10 protein-coding genes and 2 pseudogenes are annotated in these 6,765 nt (G+C 66.4%); 6 read left to right on the top strand and 6 right to left on the bottom strand.

Going from position 1 to position 6,765, the window contains the following annotated elements:
* Nucleotides 1-184 precede the first annotated feature (184 nt).
* Nucleotides 185-358, top strand: a complete 174-nt coding sequence (locus tag CSW58_RS15440; protein WP_236627812.1) for a hypothetical protein — start codon at nucleotides 185-187, stop codon at nucleotides 356-358.
* A gap of 178 nt (nucleotides 359-536) precedes the next feature.
* Nucleotides 537-782 (top strand): SRPBCC family protein, encoded by a 246-nt coding sequence (locus CSW58_RS15435; protein WP_236627811.1) that lies wholly within the window; start codon nucleotides 537-539, stop codon nucleotides 780-782.
* A gap of 75 nt (nucleotides 783-857) precedes the next feature.
* On the opposite strand, the gene CSW58_RS15945 is transcribed toward CSW58_RS15435, so the two are convergent.
* From CSW58_RS15945 to CSW58_RS12105, 3 genes are all read right to left on the bottom strand, one after another.
* Nucleotides 858-1,229, bottom strand: coding sequence for a potassium channel family protein (locus CSW58_RS15945; RefSeq protein ID WP_304441651.1), 372 nt, complete (start codon nucleotides 1,227-1,229; stop codon nucleotides 858-860).
* A 115-nt stretch (nucleotides 1,230-1,344) separates the two neighbouring features.
* Nucleotides 1,345-2,139 carry a hypothetical protein gene (locus tag CSW58_RS14145; RefSeq protein ID WP_161494610.1) on the bottom strand — a complete coding sequence of 265 codons (795 nt, stop codon included), beginning with the start codon at nucleotides 2,137-2,139 and terminating at the stop codon, nucleotides 1,345-1,347.
* Nucleotides 2,140-2,233: 94 nt separating this feature from the next.
* Complete coding sequence (locus CSW58_RS12105; RefSeq protein ID WP_099447453.1) at nucleotides 2,234-2,686, bottom strand: Lrp/AsnC family transcriptional regulator; 453 nt, start codon at nucleotides 2,684-2,686, stop codon at nucleotides 2,234-2,236.
* A 112-nt stretch (nucleotides 2,687-2,798) separates the two neighbouring features.
* On the opposite strand from CSW58_RS12105, the pseudogene CSW58_RS12100 reads away from it, so the two are divergent.
* The 4 genes and pseudogenes from CSW58_RS12100 to CSW58_RS12085 all read left to right on the top strand — a co-directional run bounded on the left by CSW58_RS12100 (nucleotide 2,799) and on the right by CSW58_RS12085 (nucleotide 5,220).
* Nucleotides 2,799-4,002 (top strand): annotated as a pseudogene (locus tag CSW58_RS12100) (methionine gamma-lyase).
* A 57-nt stretch (nucleotides 4,003-4,059) separates the two neighbouring features.
* On the top strand, nucleotides 4,060-4,368 hold the full coding sequence (locus CSW58_RS12095) for a hypothetical protein (protein ID WP_099447455.1): 309 nt from the start codon (nucleotides 4,060-4,062) through the stop codon (nucleotides 4,366-4,368).
* Between the two features lie 97 nt (nucleotides 4,369-4,465).
* Complete coding sequence (locus CSW58_RS12090; protein ID WP_099447452.1) at nucleotides 4,466-4,750, top strand: DUF1778 domain-containing protein; 285 nt, start codon at nucleotides 4,466-4,468, stop codon at nucleotides 4,748-4,750.
* Nucleotides 4,747-5,220, top strand: a complete 474-nt coding sequence (locus tag CSW58_RS12085) for a GNAT family N-acetyltransferase (RefSeq protein WP_099447451.1) — start codon at nucleotides 4,747-4,749, stop codon at nucleotides 5,218-5,220. The genes CSW58_RS12090 and CSW58_RS12085 overlap by 4 nt, the downstream gene beginning before the upstream one ends.
* On the opposite strand, the gene CSW58_RS13805 is transcribed toward CSW58_RS12085, so the two are convergent.
* From CSW58_RS13805 to CSW58_RS12075, 3 genes and pseudogenes are all read right to left on the bottom strand, one after another.
* Complete coding sequence (locus tag CSW58_RS13805; RefSeq protein WP_143755195.1) at nucleotides 5,213-5,626, bottom strand: hypothetical protein; 414 nt, start codon at nucleotides 5,624-5,626, stop codon at nucleotides 5,213-5,215. The genes CSW58_RS12085 and CSW58_RS13805 overlap by 8 nt on opposite strands.
* A gap of 3 nt (nucleotides 5,627-5,629) precedes the next feature.
* Nucleotides 5,630-6,568 carry a prephenate/arogenate dehydrogenase family protein gene (locus CSW58_RS12080; protein WP_099447450.1) on the bottom strand — a complete coding sequence of 313 codons (939 nt, stop codon included), beginning with the start codon at nucleotides 6,566-6,568 and terminating at the stop codon, nucleotides 5,630-5,632.
* Nucleotides 6,565-6,765: pseudogene (locus CSW58_RS12075) on the bottom strand (histidinol-phosphate transaminase); the annotation flags it as partial. The pseudogene CSW58_RS12075 and the gene CSW58_RS12080, both read right to left, overlap by 4 nt.

Below are 6,765 nucleotides of genomic sequence, written 5' to 3'. Positions count from 1 at the left end.
AGGTCGCCGACGCCGCGGCCTGGATCTGAAGCGCTTTCACAGCCTGGTCCTCGACCAGGGCCCCCTTCCATTCAGCCTGCTTGCAGCGAAGTTGGCCCGCGCCTGAGCGCCTTGCCCGCATCCGACAGGCGGCCGGGCCCGTAGCTGACCACGGATGCAGGATGGCGTCCGGCGGAGCATGCGCATGGCTTATCGGTGGACAGGTCTGGCGGCCGGCTTTGGCGGCGATGGCCGTTGGCGAGCGGAAGCCTGGGCCTTCGAACTCAACACCAAGGCCCAGGCCGCCTTGTCGCGCGGCGAAGCCTGGGCCGAAGTCACGCCCGATCCCGACGGCATCTCCGGTCGCGTCAAGGCGTGATCGACATCGCCGCCCCGCCGGCCCTAGTCTGGAAGGTTGATGACCGACTGCGCCACGGCGGGCAAGATGATCACCAACCTGGCCAGCTGCAAGATCGTCTCGGGCGACCAGGGGCGCGGCTGGGACGTGGCGCGAGCATGTCACCCGCAAGAGCCTGTTCCTGCCCGGCCTGCGCATCGTGTTCCGCTCGGACTACGAACCCTTCAGCCGCATCCGCTTCCGGCTGGTCGAGGGCGACCTCAAGGTCGAACAGGGCGAATGGCGGCTGCAAGCCCTGAAGGGCGGGACCGCCACGCGGGTGTTCTACGAGAACCGTCTTGGCGTGGACCTGCCGATTCCCAAGGCCCTGATCCGTGAAGGCATGCGCAAGGACATTCCCAAGGTCCTGGCCAATCTGCGGCGGGTCTGTCTGGGGGCAGGCTAGAGCCTGTCCCGTTTTCATGGAGCCATGAAAATGGGAAAAATAAGCGCTAGAATCAAAACGTTTATGGCGGCTTTGCTAAAGGGCTCTAACGCGGTTCAAGCGCGTCCAGCTTGGGCCTCCAGGCGACGCAGAGCGGGCCTTGAGGTCTTCCTGCTCCTGGTGGCTGAACTCGTTCTGATCCCTGACGAAACGCGAGCAGATCGTGCCGATCAGCATGGGCAGCACCATCAGCAGGGTGACGTGCATCAGCACGATCGCCACGACCTTGCCGCCCAACGTGGCGGGATAGACGTCGCCGTAGCCCACCGTGGTGGCCGTGACGCAGGCCCACCAGAAGGCGTCCAAATAGGCCTTGTGCTCGAGCGCTGCATAGGCCCCGGCCCCGACCAGCAGCACGCCCAGATAGATCAGCAGCAGTTCGCCGACGGTGTCGAAATACTTGGCCACAACGCGACCTCCTTGCGGTTGAGTCGCGACGATAGCGGGCGCTTTGGGCAAGGGTCCAGAGGGCAGGGCGGGCGAGCGGGGCGGGCGTGGCCTGCGGCGCCGCGCCTGGCGACCCTCAGCCCCCGGCCATTCCCGCGACCCAGGCCTTGGTGAAGGCGATCCAGGCTGGATTGAGATAGGCCGCCACGATGGCGAAGTGCCAGCCATAGGCCCAGGCCAGGCCCAGCAGATAGCCGGGCAGCACCCGGCCGCGGGTGACCAGGTCATAGAGTCCAATGACCAGCATCAGGCCCGCCGTCACGCCGTAATAGATCAGGTAGGAGGTCCAGAACGGCGAATGCAGCGCCGGTCCCAGCACCGGGCCCCAGATCGGCCCTACCCAGCGGGCGAAGCCGGCGTCGACCAGGGTCAAGGTGGCCAGCAGCACCAGGCGCTTGTGCAGCGGACTGTTGGCCCTGTTAAGGATCGCCGCGACGATCAGGCCGCTGAAGCTGACCAGTCCTCCCAGCTGGATCGCCAGAAAGGCCGGATCGCTGGCCGGCTGGCCGAAGCGCGCCACCTGAGTGGTGAAGGCCGCCATGGGGCCGAGGATCAACATCACCACCACCAGGCCCAGGCTGGCCAGGCCCAACCTGCGGTGCAGGGCGATCTTGCCCCGGCGGATCAGGGTCAACTGCGTGGTCAGCAGCACCATCCATCCGACATAGGCCACCGCATGAACGTGGATGATCAGGGGGAAGGACAGCTGGCCCAGCTGGGCCCGGTGCATCATGTCGCCGCCGAAGCCCATCACGATCCCTAGCCAGAAGACGGCGATCAGGATCGGAAAGAACCAGCGATCCCAGGCATGGCGCGGCTTGAAGCCAGGCCTTGGCGCAGACGGCATGTCATTGGACAGAACGGCGGTCACGATTCCCCCCCGGGACGGATGACGATGACGGCGACAATCATATATCAATGTTCTCTGGAGTCGACCGGCCTCGCCCCGCGATGCCGGCGCGCGCTCACACCGGGAACACCCGCGTCTGCTTGACCACCCCATAGGCGAAGCTGGTGTCGATCGAGGCGATGCCCGGGATGGCGTGGATCTTGCGGCGCATGAAGTCCTCATAGGCCTCGAGGCTGGCGACGATCACCCGCAGCAGATAGTCGTCGCCGCCGGCCAGCAGGAAGCAGTCCAGCACCTCGTCGATGCGGCCTATGGCCTGTTCGAACACCTTGATCACCGGCTCGCCATGGCGATCCAGGCGGATGCGCAGGAAAACGGTGATCGGCAGGCCATAAGCCTTCTGGTCGACCAGGGCGGTGTAGCCCCGGATCACCCCGGCCTCCTCCAGCAGGCGCAGGCGGCGCAGACAGGGCGAGGGCGACAGGTTGACCCGTTCAGCCAGCTCCTGGTTGGTGATGCGGCCATCCTTCTGCAGTTCACGGATGATCTGGCGGTCCTTGAGGTCCATGGCGCGTCCTTGGCAGATTCTGCCACGATAGAGGCTCTTGAAGCTCGAGTTTGCAAGATGCTGCGGGCAAGAGCGCTGCATTCTCACGTTAGAAACGTGCGGGAGAGCGTCAATGTCAGTCGATCAAGGGGCGGGTTTCGCCACGCGGGCCATCCATTTCGGCTATGAGCCGGCCGATGAGCACGGGGCCCTGACCCCGCCGCTGCACCTGACCTCCACCTTCGCCTTCGACACCGCCGAGGCGGGCGGCGAGATGTTCGCCGGCACGCGGCCCGGGCACTTCTATTCGCGGATCTCCAACCCGACGACCGACCTGCTGGAACAGCGGATCGCCACTCTGGAAAGCGCGGAGGCCGGGGTCGCCACCGCCTCGGGCATGGGGGCGATCACGGCGGTGATGTGGAGCTTCCTGTCGGCCGGCGACGAGGTGATCACCGACCAGACCCTCTATGGCTGCACCTATGCCTATCTGCGCGACCTGGCGCGGTTCGGGATCACCGTGACGGCGGTTGATCTGACCGATCCGGCGGCTCTGACGGCGGCGATCTCGGCGCGCACCCGGTGGTCTATTTCGAGACCCCGGCCAATCCCAACATGCGGCTGGTCGATATCGCCGCGATCAGCGCCATCGCCCACGCGGCCGGCGCCCGGGTGGTGGTCGACAATACCTACGCCACACCGATGCTGACGCGCCCGATCACCCTGGGGCCGACATCGTCGTCCATTCGGCGACCAAATATCTGGGCGGCCATGGCGACCTGATCGGCGGGCTGGCGGTGGGCGGGGCCGAGGACATGGCCCGGGTGCGGCTGGTCGGGGTCAAGGACATGACCGGGGCGGTGATGTCGCCCTTCACCGCCTTCCTGGTGCTGCGCGGCCTCAAGACCCTGCAACTGCGCATGGATCGCCACTGCGCCTCGGCCGCCACGGTGGCGGCCATGCTCGAGGCCCATCCCGCCGTAGCCCATGTGGCCTGGCCGGGCCTGGCTAGCTTTCCCCAGCACGCCCTGGCTCGCCGCCAGATACCGGGTTTTGGCGGCATGATCGCCTTCGAACTGGTCGGCGGCTACGCGGCCGGGGTGGCGATGATGAACCGTTTGACCCTGATCCGCCGGGCCGTGTCGCTGGGCGACGCCGAGACCCTGATCCAGCATCCCGCCAGCATGACCCACTCGACCTATAGCCGCGAAGAGCGCCTGGCCTGCGGCATCGCCGACGGGCTGGTGCGGTTGTCGGTGGGCCTGGAGGATGCGCCCGACCTGCTGGCCGACCTGTCCCGGGCCCTGTCGCCGGCGACGGTTGAGGCGGCCGCCTGAACGAGGGAACGTCCGATCCCCTCCCGGCGTTTGATAGGTCTCTTGGAGGACATCACCATGACTCATCCCACCGCGCCGCAAGACGGCTCGCAACCCGGCGTTCTGGGCGATTTCTCGCAGGCCCAGGACTTGGGCCAGCCCGGACATCCCGAGGACCGCGTGTCCGAAACCGACGTCAAGGAAGCCTTCCAGACCGAAGCCACCGCCACCAGCCGGGCGGTCGAGCCGCCGCCGGAAGGTGAAAAGGTCGACCAACTGGCCGATCATGTGGACAAGGCCGAGGATCGTCAGGAAGCCCTGATCGACGAAAGCCTGGAAGAAAGCTTCCCCGCCAGCGATCCCCCCAGCGCCAAGCGTATTACCTGAGGATGCGGCTCCCCCATCGAATTGGGGGAGCCCGCCTGGGATGTGCTCCTTGAAATGTCCAGATTTTCACCGTACATTTTCATGAGGAGTTCGCCCCATGCCGCCGTCGGCCCGTACATCTCGCATCGAGGCCCGGATCACGCCCGACGCCCTGGCTGCGGTCAAGCGAGCCGCCGAGATCCAGGGCCGTAGCGTCAGTGACTTCGTCACCGCCGCCGCCCAGGCCGCCGCTGAGCAGACGATCCGGGAAACCCAGATGATCCGGCTGTCCCTTGCCGATCAGGAGCAGGTCGTCGATCTGCTCAGCCGCCCACCGGCCGCGTCGCCGGCGTTTCAACGGGCTTTCGCGGCCCACCGGAAGCTTATTCGCGCCGTCGAATGAGCGACTATGCGATCGAACTCTTGGCCGGCCATGACCGGTCGACCTTCGTCAGCGACGCGCCGAGTCTGGATCGCTATTTTCAGCAGCAGGTCACACAGGATGTTCGCCGTCGCATCGCGGCGTGTTTCGTGGCGGTCGCGACGACGGATGCGAAGGTCGCCGGATTCTACACCCTGTCGGCGACCTCTCTGATCCTTGACCAGTTGTCGCCGGAACGCGCCCGGAAGTTGCCGCGCTATCCGGTTGTTCCGGCCATCCTGCTGGGCCGCTTGGCGATCGATGTCAGCCACCAGGGGCGAGGCTTGGGCGGTGCGCTGGTCGTCGACGCTCTGTTGCGCGCGGCGCGAAGCGAGGTCGTCGGGCACGTTATGGTTGTGGATGCGCTCGATGAGGCCGCAGCGCTGTTCTACCAGCATCTGGGCTTTGAGCGTTTGGCCGATGATCCCTATCGGCTGATCCGGGCTATCTGATTCTGTGTTCTGAAACAGTTGATCGGCTTGCTGAAAGGGAGAGCGAAACCCTCGTCCAGCCCCCGGTCGCGAGCGTTTTCCGAACTTCATCGACTCGCCATCGCGGCGTGTCAGGCGTGGCCCAAACCACCACCGGCTGAAGCGCCTTGTCGGGTGACGCCCGGCGTCTCCGGAAGGCCGCTTCCAGGTCGCGGTTCAAGGTTTTGGGACGGGTGTGGACGTCGCCGATCATTAAGGAGCCCTCCGGCCCTATGTGGATACTCTGAGTATGAACTAGGGTCGGCGCGATCTCGTTGATCGATGCGGGTTGAACCGCAAGGTCCAAGCCGATCTTCCCGCCGAAGGCCAATGCGAGCAAGATCGCGCCAAGTGCAAAGACGGCTGTGATCAAGACGAGCTTCTTCACCGCTCAGTGCTTCCCGCGATCGCGGCCGAAGTTCGGTTCGGCGCTTTCCTGGCCGGCGGCCACGATGCCGCGTCGGATGGCGCGAGTGCGGGTGAAGTGGCTGTGCAGGGTGTCGGCGTCGCCCCAGCGGATGGCGCGGCTCATCGCCTGCAGGTCCTCAGTGAAGCGGCCCAGCATCTCCAGCACCGCGTCCTTGTTGGCGATGAAGATGTCGCGCCACATGGTCGGGTCGCTGGCGGCGATGCGGGTGAAGTCGCGGAAGCCCGAGGCCGAGAACTTGATCACCTCGCTCTCGGTGACGTTCTCCAGATCGGCGGCGCTGCCGACGATGGTGTAGGCGATTAGGTGGGGTAGGTGGCTGGTGACGGCCAGGACCAGGTCATGGTGCTTGTCGTCCATCAGCTCGACCTGGGCCCCCATGGCCCGCCAGAACGACGACAGCCGGGCGACGGCGGCGGCATAGGCCTCGTCGTCGCGGCGCTGTGGCGTCAGGATGGTCCAGCGGTCCTCGAACAGCTCGGCGAAGCCGGCGTCGGGACCCGATTGCTCGGTGCCGGCGATCGGGTGGCCTGGAATGACGAACACATGGTCCAGGGACTGAGCGGCGAAGGCCTCGACCACCGAGGCCTTGGTCGAGCCGACATCGGTCAGGGTGGCCCCGGCCTTCAGGGCCGGCGCCACGGCGGCGGCGACCTCGGCGGTCGACAGCACCGGCGTGGCGATCACCACCAGGTCGGCGTCCTTGACGGCCTCGGCGATGTCCTCGGTGACATGCTCTGCCAGGCCGAGCTCGGCGACCCGGGCCCGCGTGAAGGCGCTGGCGTCGGCCACGGTCACCTCGCCGACGATGCTTTGGGCGCGGGCGGCGCGGATGATCGAGCCGCCGATCAGGCCGCAGCCGATCACGGTCATCTTCGGATAGAGCACGCCGGGATGGGTCATCGGCCCATGAACTCAGCCAGCAGGTCGACGACGGCGCGGTTGTGCGCCTCCAGGCCGATGGTGATGCGGATGGCGTCAGGCAGGCCGTAATTGGCCACGGCCCGCACCAGATAGCCGCGCGAAGCCAGGAAGGCCTCGGCCTCGCGGGCGGTCTTTCCGGGTGCGGAGGGAAAGTTGGCCAGGACGAAGTTGGCCGC

It is taken from the genome of Caulobacter sp. B11 (genome assembly GCF_002737765.1).
GTDB lineage: Bacteria > Pseudomonadota > Alphaproteobacteria > Caulobacterales > Caulobacteraceae > Caulobacter.
Note: the sequence above shows the minus strand (reverse complement) of the source record. Positions and strands in the feature narration are given on the sequence as shown.